Below are 17004 nucleotides of genomic sequence, written 5' to 3'. Positions count from 1 at the left end.
ATCGTGGCGGTGCCAGCACCTTTCGCACGTGAAAGACCGAGACATGCCCGCACCAGCCTCAGGCCCGTCCCCGGCGCCCGTCAATCCGCGCTCCCGCGTCCTCGTCGCCAGCCTCATGGGCACGACGATCGAGTTCTACGACTTCTACATCTACGCGACCGCGGCCGTACTGGTCTTCCCGAAGCTCTTCTTCCCGAGCAGCGACCCGACCACCGCCCTGCTCTCCTCCTTCGCGGTCTTCGGCGCCGCGATGGTGGCCCGCCCGATCGGGGCCGTCGTCTTCGGCCACCTCGGCGACCGGCTCGGCCGCAAGAAGACGCTGGTGGTCTCGCTCCTCACCATGGGCATCGCCACGTTCCTGATCGGCGTCCTGCCCACCTACGCCCAGGCCGGCTGGGTCGCCACCGCGCTGCTGGTGCTGATGCGGATCGCGCAGGGCTTCGCGCTCGGCGGTGAGTGGAGCGGCGCGGCCCTGGTCGCCACCGAGAACGCCCCCCGCGGCAAGCGCGCCCTGTACGGGACCTTCCCACAGCTGGGCGCCCCGCTCGGCTTCATCATCGGCAACGGCCTGTTCCTGATCATCGGGGCGCTGCTGCCCTCCACGGCCGGCGCCGACCCCACGCAGCCCTCCGACGCCTTCGTCGAGTGGGGCTGGCGCATCCCGTTCCTGTTCTCGGCCGTGATGGTCGCGATCGGCCTGTGGGTGCGGTCGCGGCTGGTCGAGTCGGCGGTCTTCGCCAAGACCCAGGAGGCCGGCCGGGTGCGCAAGCTGCCGCTGGCCACCGTGGTGCAGGGCCACTGGAAGCAGCTGGTCCTGGGCACCTTCATCATGCTGGCGACGTACGTGCTGTTCTACCTGATGACCACGTTCTCGCTGAGCTACGGGCGGGCCGCCGAGGACGCCGCCGTGCCCGGTCTCGGGTACGGCTACACGACCTTCGTCCTGATGATGATCTTCGGTGTGCTGTTCTTCGCCGCGTTCACCCTGGTCTCCGGGCCGCTCGCCGACCGGTACGGCCGCCGTTCCACCCTGATCTGGATCACCGCGGCGATCGTGGTCTTCGGGCTGGTCTGGGTGCCGCTGATCGGCCTGGGCACGCTCGGTGTGGTGCTCTGGCTGGTGCTCGGCTTCACGCTGATGGGCATGACCTTCGGCCCGATGGGCGCGCTGCTGCCCGAGCTGTTCCCCACCAGCGTGCGCTACACCGGCTCCGGCATCTCGTACAACGTCAGCTCGATCCTCGGGGCGGCCGTCGCCCCGTTCATCGCGGTGGCGCTGTGGGAGGCCGGTGACGGCTCGCCGTGGCTCGTCGGTGTCTACCTCTCGGCGATGGCGGTGCTGACGCTGGTCGCGCTGCTCCTCTCCAAGGAGACGAAGGACGTCTCCCTGGACGACGGCGACGCGGCCCCCGCCGACGCGGACGCCCCCCGGGCCGCGGTCACCTCCTCCGCCCCCTGATGCGACCGGCGTTCACCCCTCCCGTACGCCGAGCGTCCTCGCGCCCGGCGTACGGCCGCCGATCCCGGGCATAACAACAACCTCCGTCCACAGGGCACTTCAGCCCCACAGGCTACGAGGGAGTTCTCATGCTGCGCGGCATCGACGTGAGCGCGTACCAGTCCTCCAGCTACGGCACGGACGGCCTCTCCTTCGTCTTCGTCAAGGCGACGGAGGGCCGTTCGTACGTCAACCCCAAGCTCGCCGCCCAGACGAAACGGGCCCGCGACGCCGGACTCGTCGTCGGCTTCTACCACTTCCTGTGGCCGGGCAACCTCACCGCCCAGGCCGAGTACTTCGTCTCCAAGGCACCCGACCGGCCCGGCGACATCCTCGCCGTCGACTGGGAGACGACGGGCGACGGCACCCACGCGAGCAACGCGGAGAAGGACAGCTTCATCCGCAAGGTGAAGGCACTGCGGCCGGACAACCGGGTCATCCTCTACTGCAACCGCAATTTCTGGCTCAACGTCGACACCACCTCGTACGCCGGCGACGGTCTCTGGATCGCCGACTACGTGTCGGCCGGCAAACCCCGCATCCAGGCCAAGTGGCGCTTCCACCAGTACACCGACGACCCCGTCGACACGAATGTGGCGGACTTCGCGAGCAAGGCCGCGCTGAAGACGTGGGCCGACGGCGCCTGAGGCGGGTCAGCCGCGGAAGTCGGCCTGCCGTTCCGGGGACGCTTCCGCCAGCGCCTTGGTGACGCCCTCGACGCCCTCGCGCAGGCCGTACACCGGGGTGCCGGGCTGCTGGCGCCAGGACTCGTCGATGCCGCCCGCGTCGACGGTGTCGAAGCCCAGCTCGTCGATCAGCGAACGGACCTTCGCCTTGGCGGCCGCGTCGTCACCGGCGACCGGGAGGGCCATGCGGTCCGGGTCGCCGGACGGACGCGGGCGGTCCAGGATGTCCTGTGCGTAGGTGCCGTTGAAGGCCTTGACCACGGTGTGGCCGAGGTGGCGTCCGGTCCAGCGGCTCTCGGTGAGGCCCTCGTCCTCGATGGCGGCGATCCTGCCGTCGCGCTGGCGCGGGTAGTAGTTGCCGGTGTCGATGACGGCCACGTCGTCGGCCGCCCCGTCGAGCACGCCGGACGGCAGGTCGGGGACCGCCTTCAGGGGGACGGTGACGACGACGATCTCGGCGCCGCGCGCCGCTTCCCCGACCGGTACGGGGGTCGCGCCGGTCTCCTCGGCCAGTGCGGTGAGCGTGTGCGGGCCGCGGGAGTTCGCCACCGAGACGTCGTGCCCGAGGGCGGTGAGCCGTCGGGTGAGGTTGCCGCCGATGTTGCCCGCGCCGATGATGCCGATCTTCATGATGCTGACTCGCCTGGCCTTCCGGAGGTCGTGTCGTGCGGAGACCGGCGACTCGCGCCGGTACCCGGTGTCAACACGCCCGCGCCGCCGGGTGTTCCGCGGCCCGCCGGGCATGCCGCAGGGGCGCCCTCCGGGTGACCGGAGGGCGCCCCTGCGCACGGCGTCGTCACTTGTTCAGGTGGGCCCGGAACTCGTCGAACGACAGCAGCTTGTCCCCGTCGAGGTCACGGCCGGCGATGATCGCCTCGGCCACCGACTCGGTGACGTTCCAGTCGCCGCCCTGGGCCAGCGCGGTCTTGAACTCGGCCGCGGTGATGAAGCCGTCACCGTCCGTGTCGATCCGGTCGAACTGCTTGCGTGCTTCCTCGATGTCCGCCACCGATCCGCCCCTCATTCCGTGCTCCGCCCGTACGCTGGTCACCCCAGCGGACGCGTCTGACGCAGGTCAGATTAGCTGCCCCCGCGCGCCTGCGACGCGGCGACCACCCCCGCGCGGAGGCGACACGAGGAGCACGGTGTGACGGGGAGCCTGCACGACATTCTGGACTCGGTGGCGCGGGGTCTCTTCCCGGCGGCCGACGGCGGTACCACCGTGGTACCGCAGCACGGCGTCCGGGACGCGGGCGTGATCGCCTTCACGGCGCACTCGGTGGTCTTCACGGACGAGGACCCGGGGTGGGTGCGCAGGACGCTGGACGGGCTCGGCTGCGATCCCCTCGCCGCGACGATGAACGCCCGGTTCCTGACCGCCTTCGCGGAGCGCACGGGCAGGACGACGGACACGATCGACGTGCTGCTGACCGGCGCTCCGCTTCCGGGCGGGCCGGGCACCGCGCTGACGGAGGTCGCCGATCCCGGGCATCCCCGGGTGGCGTCCGCCCGCAGGCGGCGCGACGAGGTGCGGGTGTGGGCGGCGGACGGCGGGATGCTGGTGCTGGGCCGGGGGGTCGCCGGACGTCTGGAGGTCGCCGTGGAGGTGGCGGAAGGGGCCCGGCACCGGGGGCTGGGGCGGCGCCTGGTGACGGCGGCGCGGCAGTTGGCGGGGGGTGAGCCGGTGTGGGCGCAGGTGTCGGCGGGGAACGCCCGCAGCCTGCGGGCGTTCCAGGCGGCGGGCTACACGCCGGTGGGGTCGGAGGCGCTGTTCCTGCGGCCCTGAGCGGGGGCCGGGGCGGTCAGTGCCAGGGCTTGTAGTGCGGGTTGCTCTCGCACTCGCTCATGATCTCGGTCTTGGTCTGCCGGTCGACCGGGCAGACGCCGATGATGTACTGCCGCTGGATGCCGCCGGGAAAGGCGACCTCGAGCTGGTCGGCCCACCTGTGCGTGTCGCCGATGGTCTTGTTCACGTCGATGCCGCCGGGAGCGTCGACGTAGTAGTTGTAGCCGGACTTGTACCAGGTCTTGTACAGGTCGTGGTCGTAGGTGGTGGAGACGTACGGCGAGGGCTGGTTGACCAGGACGTACTTCTCGATGTCGTACTGGCCGTTCTTGACGTCCTTGGCGTGGAAGCCCTCTTCGAAGACGACCTGCGGGCCGCGGCTGTCGCTGCGGTAGAGGGTGCCGCAGGAGGTGCGCCAGACCGGCTCGGGGGTGATGCGGTCGACGTCGACCGTGCGGTCGGTGGCGGCCTCGATGCGGTCGTCGAGCAGGGGGCAGGCGGGGGCGGCCTTCGCGGGCGCCGTCGCGGGGGCCGCCTCGGGCACGGTGGCGGCCGAGGTGGCGAGGACGGCGGAGAGGGAGAGGACGGCGGCGGCGGCCCGGCGCCGCAGGCGAGTCGTGATCATGCGGGTACGATCCCGGCTGCCCGGTGCCGGAGTGCGGATCGTCACCCGTGGGCGGCGTGTTGGGCGAACGGGGTTGCGCGCGGCGGCAGATGGGCCGTCAGCGGTCCAGGACCCGCATCTCGAACCAGGTGGTCTTGCCGCGCGGCAGCAGGTCGACGCCCCATCGGTCGGACAGCTTGTCGACGAGGAAGAGGCCGCGCCCGCTGATGTCCGTCTCCTGCACCGGCATCAGACAGGGCAGGCCGCGGGAGGGGTCGCGGACCTCGACGCGGATCCAGCCGGGGCGGCGCCGCATACGCAGGCCGAAGATCCGGGCGCCGGTGTGGCGTACGGCGTTGCCCACCAGTTCGGAGACGAGCAGGACGGTGTCCTCCGTGGTCTTGGGGCCGAGGTTCCACTGGCGCAGGGCGACGACCTGAGCCAGTCGGCGGGCGGTGGCCGCGGACTCCGGGCGGGACGGCAGCGGAACCTCGCACTCTGTGGGGCTGCCGAACAACTCGAGTGCCTTCAGTGCGCGTTCGTCCTCCACCGCCGGCGACCAGCGCGCCGCGGTCGCACGTCCGGCTCCCCGCGGCTGTTCCGTGTCCTCCAGCCCCGCCATATCCCCATCATGGCCGCCCCCGGGGGCCACCGGGGGCGTTCCCGGCGAATACGCACCCGCGGGGGCGGGGACGGACGGCGTTCGTCCGGCATATGCCAAAGGCAGTTCAGGGGCCGAAACAGCCCCACTGACCTGCGCGGACGGCTGGACCGGTAACAAGCTGCGGGCTCCCTCGACACGACGCGCTTAATGGTGCGTTAAGGCTGCCATAAACCGCCCCATCGAGGGACCCGGATCAGACACGGCGTCAACTGCGCGGGACGAGCGACGACTTCGCAGGCGGGGGGGGCGGAGGTCTCTCAGAGGAACTTCGCCTTCCCCGGGCCCTCCTCCACGAAGCTGCGCATCCCGCGCTCACGGTCCTCGGTGGCGAACAGGCCGGCGAACCAGTTCCGCTCGACGGCGAGACCGGTCTCGATGTCCGTCTCCAGACCCGTGTCGACGGACTCCTTCGCCGCGCGCAGCGCGATCGCGGGTCCCTTGGCGAGCCGGGCGGCCCAGGCGCGCGCCTGCTCGTACACCTCGCCGGCCGGAACCACCCGGTCCACCAGGCCGAGGGTGAGCGCCTCGTCGGCCCTGACCTGGCGGCCCGTGAAGATGAGGTCCTTGGCCCTGGAGGGGCCGATCAGCCGGGACAGCCGCTGGGTGCCGCCGGCGCCGGGGATCAGGCCGAGCAGGATCTCGGGCTGGCCGAGCTTGGCGTTCTCGCCGGCGATGCGGAAGTCGGCGCAGAGCGCGAGTTCGCAGCCGCCGCCGAGGGCGTAGCCGGTGACGGCCGCGACCACCGGCTTGGGGATGCGGGCGACCGCCGTGAAGGAGTCCTGGAGGGCACGGGCGCGCACGATCATCGCCGCGTGGTCCATCGCCTGCATCTCCTTGATGTCCGCGCCGGCGGCGAACACCTTCTCCCCGCCGTACAGCACGACGGCGCGTACGTCCTCGCGGCGGGTGGCCTCCTCGGCCAGCTCCTTGAGCCGGTCCTGGGTGGCGATGTCCAGCGCGTTCATGGGCGGGCGGTCCAGGCGCAGCGTGCCGACGCCGTCGGCGACTTCGAGATTCACGGTCATGCCCAGCAGGTTAACGGGGACTAACGGCATCGGCCCCGGTGCCGTACCTCACACGGAGGTCGGCACCGGGGCCGCGGGCCGGTGCGGACTCAGGTCTTCCACTTCTCCCAGGACATGTTCCAGCCGTTGAGGCCGTTGTCCGGGGCGATGGTGGCGTCGTCGGAGTTCTTCACCACGACCACGTCGCCGATGAGCGAGTTCTCGAAGAACCAGGCGGCCGGCGCCTTCTCGTCCCAGCCGCCGCGGACGTCGCGCAGGCCGATGCAGCCGTGACTGGCGTTGCGGTTGCCGAAGGCGTCGCCGCCCCAGTAGTTGCCGTGGATGAAGGTGCCGGAGGTGGACAGGCGCATGGCGTGCGGGACGTCCTTGATGTCGTACTCGCCGCCGTAGCCGACCGTCTCGCCGTTCATGCGGGTCACCGGGAGCCGCTCGGTGATGACCATCTGGCCGTTCCAGGTCTCGTAGCCGGGCGCGCCGGTGGTGACCGGGATGGTCTTGACGGTCTTGCCGTCGCGCACGACCTTCATGGTGAGCTTCTTGGCGTCGACGACGGAGACCTGGCTGCGGCCGACGGTGAAGGAGACGGTCTTGGCCTGTTCGCCGTAGACGCCGTCGCGGCCCTCGACGCCGTCGAGGGCGAGGTCGACGGTGACCTCGGTGCCGGGCTTCCAGTACTTCTCCGGGCGGAAGTCGAGGCGGTCGTTGCCGAACCAGTGGCCCTCGACCTCGACAGCCGGTTCGGTCCTGATGCGGATGGCCTTCTCGACGTCCTCCGGGTTGGTGATGCCCCGGGAGAAGCGGATCGAGAACGGCATGCCGACGCCGACCTTCGAGCCGTCCTCCGGTGTGAAGGTGCCGGTGAAGGTGTTCTCCGGTGTCAGGGTGGTGAAGCGGGAGTCCTCGGCGGCCGTGCGGCCCTCGGAGTCCTTGGCGACCGCGTGCACGGTGTAGGTGGTGGAGGCGGCCAGGTGGGTGGACGGCGTCCAGGTGGCACCGTCGCCGGCTATCTTCCCGTCGACCCTGCCCCCGTCGGCGTCCTTGACCACGACCTCGGTCAGCTTGCCCTTGGCGGCGCCTATCTTCAGGTCACCGCTGGTGTCCACGGCCTTCGCCCCGTCCTTCGGGGCGATCGTGACCACGGCCTCGGACTGCTTGCCCTGGGCCGCGGTGGAGTCCTTGGCGTCTCTGCCGCCGTCCCCGGTTCCGGCGCCCGAGCCGCCCCCGCCGCAGGCGGTGACCGTGAGCAGTACGCCCAGTGCCAGCGCCGGCAGTGCCCTGCCGCGTCCCTTGCCGCCCCGTCCCCGGATGCCCGCCGGTGACGCCCCCGATATCGGACGCACGTTCAACTCGTCTCCCCTCGCCGGGCCCGCTCCGGGGCCCGCACCCCAGTGCGCCCGCGCGCACCGGCGCATCGTAACCGCAGGCCAGGGGCGCCGGGGACCGTGCAAATGTCACTGTTCCGTACCGAGTTGCGGGGGCGCGTGTCAGGGTCACTTCACCGCGGTGCCCGCCTTCCACTTCTTCCAGTTCATGTTCCAGCCACCGAGCCCGTTGTCGGGGGCGACGGTCCTGTCCTTGCTGTGGACCACCTCGACGACGTCGCCGATCAGGCTGCGGTCGAAGAACCACCCGGCCGGGGTGTCGGCGCCACCGCCCTTGACGTCGCGCAGGCCGACGCAGCCGTGGCTGACGTTGGCCCGGCCGAAGGTGTCGGTGGGCGCCCAGTAGTTGCCGTGCAGGAAGGTGCCGGAGCTGGTCAGTCGGATGGCGTGCGGGACGTCGGGGATGTCGTACTCGCCGCCGAAGCCGACCGTGCGGCTGTTCATGCGGGTGACGTCGAGCATCTCGGTGATCACCATCTTGCCGTTGTAGGTGGGGGTGGACGGCGCTCCGGCGGTGATCGGCACGGTGGTCAGCAGGGTGCCGTCGCGGCGCACCTGCATGGTCCGCTCGGCCGCGTCGACGAGCGAGACCTGGCTGCGGCCGACGGTGAAGGAGAACGACTTGCGCTGGAGCCCGTACACCCCCGGCGCGCCCTCGACGTCCCGCAGCCGCAGGTCGACGGTGACCTTGGTGCCGGGTTTCCAGTACTCCTCGGGGCGGAAGTCGAGGCGGTCCTTGCCGAACCAGTGGGGGCGGATCTCGGTGGCGGGCTTCGCGGTGACCGAGACGGCGCGCTCGACGGCGGCGCGGTCGGTGATCTCCCGGCTGAACGACAGCGAGACGATCATGCCGGTGCCGACGACCGAGCGGTTCTCGGGAGCGGCGTACGCGATGAAGCGTTCCTCGGGGACGTAGGTGGTGAAGGTGGTGTGCCGGGCCGCGCGGCGCGCGTGGCCGTCCAGGGCCACGACGTCGACGGTGTACTTCGCGGCGAGTGCCAGCCGGTCGTCGTCGGGCCGCCAGCTCAGGCCGTCGTCGGAGATCCGGCCCGGTACCGGGGTCTCCCGCGCGTCCTGCGACCTGACCACCTTCACCGACTCCAGGCGCCCGCCGGGCACCCGGACCGACAGCTTCCCGTCCGGCCGGACGCCCTTGCTGCCGTCGTCCGGGGTCACCCGGATGACGTCCTCGGCGGCGGGGGGTTTGCCGAAGACCTCGCCGATCCCACCGCCGTCCGAGGTGCATCCGGCGGCCCCGGCCAGCAGTCCTGCCCATGTCAGTACGGCGGCCAGAGCGGCCCCCGCGCGCCGTGCGCGCCCATGTACGTGCCTCACATCCACCCGTAACGACCGGTCCGCCCTGGGGAAACGTGAGTGCGAGCCATGCGGTGGGCAGAACAGTGGGGAGGACGACGCGACGGGGAGCAGCGGTGGGGACGCCGCGCCCTTCTCCCCGTAGCCGGCACGTCGTTCCACGAGCCGCAGGAGGCTGACAGGTGTCCAGCGCAGCCGAGCAGGAGGCGGTGGCCGGGAAGCCGGCCGCCGAGGACGGGCGCCCCGCCGTCGTGGTGAACGGCTCGCGGCGTGCCGCGCCGCCCACCGCCGTGCCGGCCTGGCCGGGCACACCCGTGCCGTTGGGCGCCCGGTTCCGGACCGGACCGGACCAGGTGGCGGGCACCAACTTCGCGCTGTGGGCGGGCGGGGCGGAGGCGGTGGAGCTGTGCCTGTTCGACGAGCGGGGCCCCGGGGGCGGGGAGCGCCGGGTGCGGCTGACGGAGCTGACGCACGAGATCTGGCACGGCTTCGTGCCGGGCGTGGGTCCCGGGCAGCGCTACGGCTTCCGGGTGCACGGCCGCTGGGACCCGTGGACCGGCGCCCGCTGGAACCCGGCGAAGCTGCTGCTCGACCCGTACGCCCGTGCGGTGGACGGCGACTTCGCGCTGCCGCCCGAGGTGTACGGGCACGTGCGGGACTGGCCGGAGCAGCACGTGGCGGACACCGTGCGCGACGACCGGGACTCGGCGCCGTACGTGCCGAAGGGCGTGGTCGTCCATGACGACGACGACTGGTCGGACGACCGTCGGCCGAAGACGCCGTGGGCGGACTCGGTGATCTACGAGCTGCACGTGCGGGGCTTCACCAAGCTGCACCCCGGCATCCCCGAGGAGCTGCGCGGGACGTACGCCGGTCTGGCGCATCCGGCGGCGATCGAGCACCTGGTGCGGCTCGGCGTGACGGCGGTGGAGCTGCTGCCGGTGCACCAGTTCGCGCACGAGGACCACCTGCTGAAGCGCGGCCTGAAGAACTACTGGGGTTACAACTCGATCGGCTACTTCGCTCCGCACGCGGCCTACGCCGCCGCCGGCACCCGGGGGGAGCAGGTCGGCGAGTTCAAGCGGATGGTGCGCGCGCTGCACGCGGCCGGGATCGAGGTCATCCTCGACGTGGTGTACAACCACACGGCCGAGGCGGGCGAGCTGGGCCCGACGCTCTCCCTGAAGGGCGTCGACAACCGCGGCTACTACCGTCTCCAGCCGGACGCCCGCCGCTACGCCGACTACACGGGCTGCGGCAACACCCTGCACGTCGTCCAGCCGCACGTACTGCGTCTGATCACCGACTCCCTGCGGTACTGGGTGACGGAGATGGGGGTGGACGGCTTCCGCTTCGACCTGGCGGCGGCGCTGGCCCGCTCCATGCACGACGTCGACATGCTGTCCCCGTTCCTCGCGGTGATCGCGCAGGACCCGGTGCTGCGGCGGGTGAAGCTGATCGCCGAGCCCTGGGACGTCGGCTCGGGCGGCTACCAGGTGGGTGCCTTCCCGCCCCTGTGGACGGAGTGGAACGACCGCTACCGCGACGCCGTGCGGGACTTCTGGCGGCACGCCCTGCCGGACGTGCGGGAGATGGGCTACCGGCTGTCGGGCTCCAGCGACCTGTACGCGTGGGGCGGGCGACGGCCGTACGCGTCGGTCAACTTCGTCACCGCGCACGACGGCTTCACACTGCGCGACCTGGTCTCCTACGGGCGCAAGCACAACGAGGCCAACGGCGAGGGCAACCGGGACGGCACGGACGACAACCGGTCCTGGAACTGCGGCACGGAGGGGGAGACGGACGACGAGGCGGTACGCGCCCTGCGGCGGCGCCAGCTGCGCAACCTGATGACGACGCTGCTGCTGTCGACCGGGGTGCCGATGCTGGTCGCGGGCGACGAGCTGGGCCGCACCCAGCGCGGCAGCAACAACGCCTACTGCCAGGACAACGCGATCAGCTGGGTCGACTGGAGCCTGCTGGACGACCCGGAGTGGCGGCCCCTGTTCGAGCTGACCTCCCGGCTGATCGCGCTGCGCCACCGGCATCCGGTGCTGCGCCGGCGGGCGTTCTTCTCCGGCCGCGCGCACTCCGCGGACGGCCTGCGCGACCTGGCCTGGTTCACCCCGCGGGGCACGGAGATGACGGAACGGGACTGGTACGCGCCCGCCGCCACCCTCGGCATGTACCTGTCCGGGCGGGACATCCCGGGCCGCGACGAGCGCGGGGACCCCATCGTGGACGACAGCTTCCTCGCGGTGCTGCACGCCGGGGAGCGCCCCGCGGCCTTCGTCCTGCCGGCCGCGCCGTGGGCGGAGCGGTACGAGGTGGTCGTCGACACCAGCGGGGAGGAGCAGGCCGAGGCGCCGGGCGGGACCCACCCGGCGGGCGCGGAGGTCCCGGTCCCGGCACGGTCGGTGCTGCTGTTGCGGGTCGTCGCCTGAGCTGTCGTTTCGGCTCCGTGAACTCCGCGGTGATCTTCTTGACCGGGGCACCGGCCTGCTGGGAGCGTCCCTGCCCATGAGGTCTTCCGCTGCCCGCCGGTGCGTGGGCGTCGCGCTCGTGGCGCGACGCCACGTCGACCTGTGCCGGCACGCCGGCGCCGTCTGTCGCTGACCCGCGCGCCTCCCCTCCCTCTCCTCTCTTCTCGCTCCTCCTTCCCCTGGGATCACGCATGTCTGAGATGTCCCGTCGTGTCTTCGGCGGCCTGCTCGGCGGCGGTGCGGTGACGGCCGTGACCGGTCCGTCCGCGTCCGCCGCCTCCGCCGCGCCCGCTCCCGTCGAACGCCCCTTCCGGGCCCGCCCCGGCTCCGGACCACGCAGACGCCCCAACGTCCTGTTCATCCTCGGCGACGACCTCGGCTGGGCCGACCTGTCCTCCTACGGCGCGCCGCACATCCGCACGCCCCACCTGGACCGGCTGGCGGCGCAGGGGGTCCGGTTCACACAGGCCTACGCGGGGTCGGCGACCTGCTCCCCGACCCGGTTCAGCCTGTACACGGGCCGCTTCCCGGGGCGTACGGAGGGCGGACTGGCCGAGCCACTCGGCGACCGGTCCCAGGGCCTGGACCCGGACCACCCGACGCTCGCGTCCCTGCTGAAGGGGGCGGGGTACGCCACCGCCCTGATCGGCAAGTGGCACTGCGGATGGCTGCCGGACCACAGCCCCACCAAGTCCGGCTGGGACGAGTTCTTCGGCAACTTCGGCGGGGCGCTGGAGTACTTCTCCAAGCTGGGCCAGCTGGGCGACTACGACCTGTACGAGGGCGACACCACCTACCAGGACCTGCGCTACTACACGACCGTCCTCACCGAGCGCGCCGTCGAGTACGTCGGCCGCGACCACGACCGACCGTGGCTGCTCAACCTCAACTACACCACCCCGCACTGGCCGTGGCTCACCGAGGACGACGAGCGCAAGGGCGCGGAGATCGCCGCCGAGATCCGCACCGGGTACGTGCTGGGCGCGCTGCTGCACCGCGACGGCGGCTCGGTGGAGAAGTACCAGGAGATGGTCGAGGACCTGGACGCCTCGGTGGGCAAGGTGCTCGCCGCGCTGCGCCGCTCCGGCCAGGAGGAGAACACCATCGTGGTCTTCGCCAGCGACAACGGCGGCGAGCGCTTCTCGTACCAGTGGCCGCTCAGCGGCGGCAAGTCCGAGCTGCTGGAGGGCGGCATCCGCATACCGACCGTGCTGCGCTGGCCGGCCCGCGTCGACGGCCGGCAGGTCAGCCACGAGCCGGTGTACTCGCCGGACTGGACGGCGACCCTGCTGGAGCTGGGTGGTGCCCGGCCGGACCCGGAGTACCCGCTGGACGGCCGGAGCCTGGCCGGCTACCTCCTGCGCGGCGAGGAGGTGCCCGAGCGCGACCTGTTCTGGCGGGTGCGCGGCAACCGGGCGCTGCGCCGGGGCGACTGGAAGTACTACCGGGACGCGGACGGCAGGGACCACCTGTACGACCTCGGTGCCGACGCCCGCGAGCAGGCGGACCTGGCCGCCGAACGGCCCCTGCTGCTCGCCGAACTGCGGGCGGCCTGGGAGAAGGTGGACGGCGGCCTGCTGCCGTACCCCGCGGCCTGAGCCCCGCGGGGTCGCACCCCGGGAGGCCGTCCGTCCACCGGAGCCGGTGGCGGCGGCCTCCCGGGTGCGGAGGGGGGCGCGGTGCGCCGGCCGTCGTGTCCGACGGGCGCACCGGCCGGTCGTCCGATGCGCCCGTACGACCCCGGGTGCCGCGGAAACTCGCTGGGCAGTGTCAGTGGTGAACCGTAGGCTCGCTGCTGATGTCCACGACACCCGCCTCCGCCGAGACCCCCGCCCAGGACCGGTCCACCGTTCGCGCGCTGCTGCGGCTGTGGCCCTATGTGCGGCCCGTGCGGGTGCGGTTGGCGACCGCCGCGGGCGTGGCGATCCTCGCCTCCTGCCTGGGTCTGGTGATCCCGCTCGTCCTGAAGTGGATGGTGGACGGGCCGGTCGCCGACCGCGACCCGGCCGGTGTGTGGCTCGGGGCGCTGTACCTGCTGCTGCTCGGGCTCGCGGAGGCCCTGCTGTTCGGGCTGCGGCGGTGGCTGGTGGCCCGGCCGCTGTCCGCGGTCGAGGCGGGGATGCGGGCGGACCTGTACCGGCACCTGCAACGGCTTCCGGTGGCCTTCCACGACCGGTGGGCTTCGGGCCAGTTGCTCTCGCGCGGCACGACGGACCTGATGCTGCTGCGCATGTTCCTCGCCTTTCCGCTGACGTTCCTGCTGGTCAACGGCGTGACGATCCTCGTCGGTGTGGGCATCATGCTGGTCCAGGACTGGACGCTGGGCCTGGTGATCCTCGGTCCTGCCATCCCCGTGATGATCATGTGCGGGATCTTCGAGAAGAAGTACTCGCAGGTCGCGCGGCGGGCGCAGGACCAGGTCGGGGATCTGACGACCGTGGTCGAGGAGAGCGTCCTCGGCATCCGCGTCATCAAGGGCTTCGGACGGCACCGCAGCCAGGCCCGGGCCTTCCACGAGCTGTCGCACCGGCTGCGGGGGACGGAGCTGCGCAAGGCACGGCTGCTGGCGGCGATCTGGGCGGTCATCGTCACGCTGCCGGAGGTGGCGATCGGGGCGGCGCTGGTCGTCGGGTCGGTGCAGGTGGCGGACGGCTCGCTGTCGGCGGGGACGCTGGTGGCGTTCCTGTCCACGGCGCTGGCCCTGCGGTGGCCCGTCGAGTCGATCGGCTTCCTGCTGGCGATGAGCCAGGAGGCGGCGACGGCCACGGACCGGTACTTCGAGGTGATGGACGCGCCGGTCGAGGAGGAGGGACCGTCCGCGCGGGCCGAGGAGCAGGGGCCGTCCGCGCCGGCGTCGCGGGGCGGCACCGCGCGGGGGGACGGCCTGCGCTTCGAGGGCGTCCGCTTCCGCTACCCCGACGCGCCCCCGGGCTCCCCGCCCGTCCTCGACCGCGTCGACCTGCACATCCGGTCCGGTGAGTCCATGGCCCTGGTCGGGGCCACCGGCAGCGGCAAGACGACGCTGATCGCGCTCGTCCCCCGGCTGCACGAGGCGACCTCCGGACGGATCACGCTGGACGGCGAGGACATCACCGCCCTGTCCCGCGAGGAGCTGCGCTCCATGGTCGCCGTGGCCTTCGAGGAGCCCACCCTCTTCTCGGCGACCGTCGGGGAGAACGTGCTGATGGGGGCCGCGGAGGGCGCCGGCGAGAAGGAGCTGGGGCGGGCGCTGGACGTGGCGCAGGCCGGCTTCGCGCACGACCTCCCCCAGGGCACCGGCACCCAGGTCGGGGAGCAGGGCCTCAGCCTCTCCGGCGGCCAGCGCCAACGCCTCGCGCTCGCCCGGGCCGTGGTCGGCGGGCCGAGGTTCCTCGTCCTGGACGACCCGCTCTCCGCGCTGGACGTGCACACCGAGGCCGCCGTGGAGGCCGCCCTGCGACAGGTCCTCGCGGACACCACCGCCCTGATCGTGGCGCACCGCCCGTCCACGGTCCTGCTCGCCGACCGTGTCGCCCTGCTCTCGGACGGCCGCATCACCGCCGTCGGCACCCACCAGGAACTGCTGCGCGCCAATGCCGAGTACGCCCACCTGATGTCCGGGCTCGACGGGCACGACGACCGCCCGGCGCTCCGGGAACGCCGGGAACACCGGGAAGGAGAGGGCCGATGACCGCGCCCACGGCCACCGCGCCGGACCGGGGACGACCGCGAGACGGAGACGAGGCTGCCGAGGCGGCCGAGGCGGAGACCCGCGCGGCCGACGACCTCTTCGACCAGGACGTCCTGCCGAGCCCGCCGGGCGCCACCGCCGCCCTGCTCCGCTCCCTGCTGGCCCCCCTGAAGGCACGCGTCGCCCTCACCACCTTCCTCCTGCTCCTCCAACAGGCGGCCGTGCAGGCGGGCCCGCTGCTGGTGGCGTACGCCATCGACCGGGCGGTGCCGGCCCTGCGGGACGACGACCAGGGCCCGCTGATCGCCGTCGGCGCCGGGTACCTGCTGTGCTCGCTGGCCGCGGGCGGACTGCAGTACGCATTCGTGGCCACCGCGGCCCGGGTCAGCCAGGACGTGCTCCTGGACCTCAGGGGCCGGATCTTCCGGCACGCGCAGGCGCTGAGCGTCGACTTCCACGAGCGGTACACCTCGGGCCGGCTCATCTCCCGCTCCACCACGGACGTGGAGTCGCTGCGCGAACTGCTCGACGAGGGCCTCCAGGAGCTGGTGACGGTCATCCTCTCCTTCGTCTACATCGCGGCGCTGCTGCTCTGGCTGGACCTGGGGCTGGGCGGCGTCGCGGTGGCCTCGTTCGTGCCGCTGTACGCGCTGGTGCGGCTGTACCAGCGGCGCGCGGGACGGGTGTACCGGCAGCGGTCCACGGCGATCGCGGCGGTGATCGTGAAGTTCGTGGAGACGATGAACGGCATCCGCCCGGTGCGCGCCTTCCGCCGGGAGGCCGCCAACGACGCCGAGTTCGCGGTCCTGAACCGGCGCCACGAGCGGACCAACGGCGACGCGCTCCTGGAGATGGCCCGTTACGTCGTCGGCTCGCGGCTGGTCGCCAACACGGCCGTCGCGGGCATCGTGCTGTGGGGCGCCCACCGCGTCGCGGACCGCACGCTGGCGCTGGGTGTCCTGGCGGCGGCCGTGCTGTACCTGCGGCGGCTGTACGACCCGATCGACCGGCTCGGCATGTTCCTGAACTCCTACCAGTCGGCGGCGGCCTCCCTGGAGAAGATCGCCGGCCTGCTGGCGCAGACGCCGTCCGTGCCCGAGCCGACCGCTCCGAAGGAGCTGCCCGCGCGGGAGTCGGAGCACCCCGGCCGCGAGGTGGTCTTCGACGGGGTCCGCTTCGCCTACCGCACCGGCGGCGAGGTGCTGCCGCGCTTCGACCTGACGATCCCGGCAGGCCAGACCGTCGCCGTCGTGGGCTCCACCGGCGCGGGCAAGTCGACGCTGGCCAAACTGCTCGCCCGGTTCTACGACGCCTCCGACGGGCGGGTCCTGCTGGACGGCACCGACCTGCGCGACCTGGCCGTGCCGGAACTGCGGCGCGGGGTGGTGATGGTGACGCAGGAGGCGTTCCTGTTCTCCGGCACGGTCGCCGAGAACATCGCCATCGGCCGCCCGGAGGCGACCCGGGAGGAGATCGAGCGGGCCGCGAAGGCGATCGGCGCCCACGACTTCGTCGCCGCCCTGCCCGACGGCTACGACACCGACGTGCGCAAGCGGGGCGGCCGGATCTCCGCAGGGCAGCGGCAGCTCGTGGCGTTCGCGCGGGCGTTGCTCGCGGACCCGGCGGTGCTGATCCTGGACGAGGCGACCAGCTCGCTGGACGTGCCCGGTGAGCGCGCGGTGCAGCGGGCGATGGCGACGGTGCTGAAGGGCCGTACGGCGGTGGTGATCGCGCACCGGCTGTCCACCGTGGAGATCGCCGACCGGGTGCTGGTGATGGAGCACGGCCGGATCGTGGAGGACGGCACGCCGGCGGAACTGATCGCCGGTACCGGCAGGTTCGCGGACCTCCACCGGGCCTGGCGGGACAGCCTGGTGTGAGGGCGGGATCGC

At 72.3% G+C, this 17004-nt stretch carries 15 protein-coding genes; 8 read left to right on the top strand and 7 right to left on the bottom strand.

All coding sequences use genetic code 11. From position 1 onward, the window contains the following. The first annotated feature begins 43 nt into the window (after nucleotides 1–43). Nucleotides 44–1459, top strand: coding sequence for an MFS transporter (locus ACZ6EG_RS25550; RefSeq protein WP_391971906.1), 1416 nt, complete (start codon nucleotides 44–46; stop codon nucleotides 1457–1459). A 128-nt stretch (nucleotides 1460–1587) separates the two neighbouring features. Next, complete coding sequence (locus ACZ6EG_RS25545) at nucleotides 1588–2145, top strand: glycoside hydrolase family 25 protein (protein WP_391971907.1); 558 nt, start codon at nucleotides 1588–1590, stop codon at nucleotides 2143–2145. 6 nt (nucleotides 2146–2151) lie between these two features. On the opposite strand, the gene ACZ6EG_RS25540 is transcribed toward ACZ6EG_RS25545, so the two are convergent. Next, nucleotides 2152–2928, bottom strand: coding sequence for an NADPH-dependent F420 reductase (locus tag ACZ6EG_RS25540; protein ID WP_391971908.1), 777 nt, complete (start codon nucleotides 2926–2928; stop codon nucleotides 2152–2154). A gap of 52 nt (nucleotides 2929–2980) precedes the next feature. Continuing rightward, nucleotides 2981–3193 (bottom strand): EF-hand domain-containing protein, encoded by a 213-nt coding sequence (locus ACZ6EG_RS25535; protein WP_053137345.1) that lies wholly within the window; start codon nucleotides 3191–3193, stop codon nucleotides 2981–2983. Nucleotides 3194–3331: 138 nt separating this feature from the next. Here ACZ6EG_RS25535 and ACZ6EG_RS25530 point away from each other — a divergent pair, with 138 nt between their 5' ends. Next, the gene (locus ACZ6EG_RS25530) at nucleotides 3332–3970 is read left to right on the top strand and encodes a GNAT family N-acetyltransferase (RefSeq protein WP_469607905.1); all 639 of its coding nucleotides are present in this window, start codon (nucleotides 3332–3334) and stop codon (nucleotides 3968–3970) included. Between the two features lie 16 nt (nucleotides 3971–3986). Here ACZ6EG_RS25530 and ACZ6EG_RS25525 read toward each other — a convergent pair whose 3' ends face one another. From ACZ6EG_RS25525 to ACZ6EG_RS25505, 5 genes are all read right to left on the bottom strand, one after another. After that, nucleotides 3987–4595: an ADP-ribosyltransferase gene (locus ACZ6EG_RS25525; protein WP_391971910.1), complete on the bottom strand. Its 609-nt coding sequence runs from the start codon at nucleotides 4593–4595 to the stop codon at nucleotides 3987–3989. A gap of 97 nt (nucleotides 4596–4692) precedes the next feature. Further along, entirely contained in the window at nucleotides 4693–5196 is a 504-nt protein-coding gene (locus ACZ6EG_RS25520) for an ATP-binding protein (protein WP_391971911.1), read from the bottom strand. 299 nt (nucleotides 5197–5495) lie between these two features. Then, nucleotides 5496–6263 carry an enoyl-CoA hydratase/isomerase family protein gene (locus tag ACZ6EG_RS25515; protein WP_469607901.1) on the bottom strand — a complete coding sequence of 256 codons (768 nt, stop codon included), beginning with the start codon at nucleotides 6261–6263 and terminating at the stop codon, nucleotides 5496–5498. 89 nt (nucleotides 6264–6352) lie between these two features. Further along, on the bottom strand, nucleotides 6353–7609 hold the full coding sequence (locus ACZ6EG_RS25510) for a L,D-transpeptidase (RefSeq protein WP_469607898.1): 1257 nt from the start codon (nucleotides 7607–7609) through the stop codon (nucleotides 6353–6355). A gap of 144 nt (nucleotides 7610–7753) precedes the next feature. Further along, a complete protein-coding gene (locus tag ACZ6EG_RS25505) occupies nucleotides 7754–8980 on the bottom strand; it encodes a L,D-transpeptidase (RefSeq protein WP_391971913.1) in 1227 nt (408 codons plus the stop codon). A 161-nt stretch (nucleotides 8981–9141) separates the two neighbouring features. Here ACZ6EG_RS25505 and glgX point away from each other — a divergent pair, with 161 nt between their 5' ends. The 5 genes from glgX (at nucleotide 9142) to ACZ6EG_RS25480 (ending at nucleotide 16992) form a co-directional block, all read left to right on the top strand. Continuing rightward, nucleotides 9142–11403, top strand: coding sequence for a glycogen debranching protein GlgX (glgX, locus tag ACZ6EG_RS25500; protein ID WP_391971914.1), 2262 nt, complete (start codon nucleotides 9142–9144; stop codon nucleotides 11401–11403). 76 nt (nucleotides 11404–11479) lie between these two features. Then, nucleotides 11480–11575, top strand: a complete 96-nt coding sequence (locus ACZ6EG_RS25495; protein ID WP_356610459.1) for a putative leader peptide — start codon at nucleotides 11480–11482, stop codon at nucleotides 11573–11575. 58 nt (nucleotides 11576–11633) lie between these two features. Then, entirely contained in the window at nucleotides 11634–13040 is a 1407-nt protein-coding gene (locus tag ACZ6EG_RS25490) for a sulfatase family protein (protein ID WP_469607893.1), read from the top strand. A gap of 200 nt (nucleotides 13041–13240) precedes the next feature. Continuing rightward, nucleotides 13241–15112, top strand: coding sequence for an ABC transporter ATP-binding protein (locus ACZ6EG_RS25485; RefSeq protein ID WP_469607890.1), 1872 nt, complete (start codon nucleotides 13241–13243; stop codon nucleotides 15110–15112). Further along, nucleotides 15109–16992 carry an ABC transporter ATP-binding protein gene (locus ACZ6EG_RS25480; RefSeq protein WP_469607887.1) on the top strand — a complete coding sequence of 628 codons (1884 nt, stop codon included), beginning with the start codon at nucleotides 15109–15111 and terminating at the stop codon, nucleotides 16990–16992. Before ACZ6EG_RS25485 ends, ACZ6EG_RS25480 begins: the two co-directional genes overlap by 4 nt. The last annotated feature ends 12 nt before the right edge of the window (nucleotides 16993–17004 follow it).

This window comes from Streptomyces sp. NPDC041968 (genome assembly GCF_055589025.1).
The sequence above is the reverse complement of the archived record's forward strand: the minus strand, read 5'-3'. Positions and strand labels throughout refer to the sequence as shown.